A 653-nucleotide genomic window follows, 5' to 3' on the forward strand; every position below is an offset into this window, starting at 1 on the left:
TCAAGGGAGGTCGGGAGGGATTCTATGCCTACTTTTTCTTCAAATGATGCGCAAATCAATTATCAAACTTTTGGTGATTCAAGCAAGCCTGCTCTTGTTTTCTCTAACTCTTTAGGGACAAATTTCAGCATGTGGCAATCACAAATTGAGTTTTTTAAAGCTTCTCATTATGTGATTTGTTATGACACACGTGGTCATGGTGCATCGGACGCGCCTCAAGGTCCATATACCATTGATCAACTTGGTCAAGATGTGGTGAATTTACTCGACCATTTAAATGTTGAAAAAGCTGCATTCTGTGGTATTTCGATGGGTGGTTTGACAGGTCAATGGTTAGCCATCAATCATCCTCAACGCTTTAGTCATGTGATTGTGTGTAATACCGCCGCTAAAATTGGCAATGAAAATGCTTGGAATGATCGTGCCGTATTGGTTCGTGAACAAGGTTTAGCACCGATTGCATCAACGGCTGCAGGTCGTTGGTTTACAGATCCCTTTATCCAAAGCAACCCAGCAGTGATTGAAAAACTTTCAAACGACTTAGGAGCTGGCAGCCCTGAAGGTTATGCAAGCTGCTGTGAAGCTTTGGCTAAGGCGGATGTGCGTGAACAACTCAAACAGATTTCGATTCCTGTATTGATTATTGCAGGTCA

General features: G+C 42.6%; 1 protein-coding gene. It reads left to right on the top strand.

Features of this window, described 5'->3' with window-relative positions; genetic code table 11:
- Window positions 1–24: 24 nt before the first annotated feature.
- On the top strand, window positions 25–653 hold a 629-nt coding region (gene pcaD, locus AC1M89_RS14715; RefSeq protein ID WP_481614391.1), incomplete at its 3' end, for a 3-oxoadipate enol-lactonase.

Source organism: Acinetobacter sp. ANC_7635 (assembly GCF_056779945.1).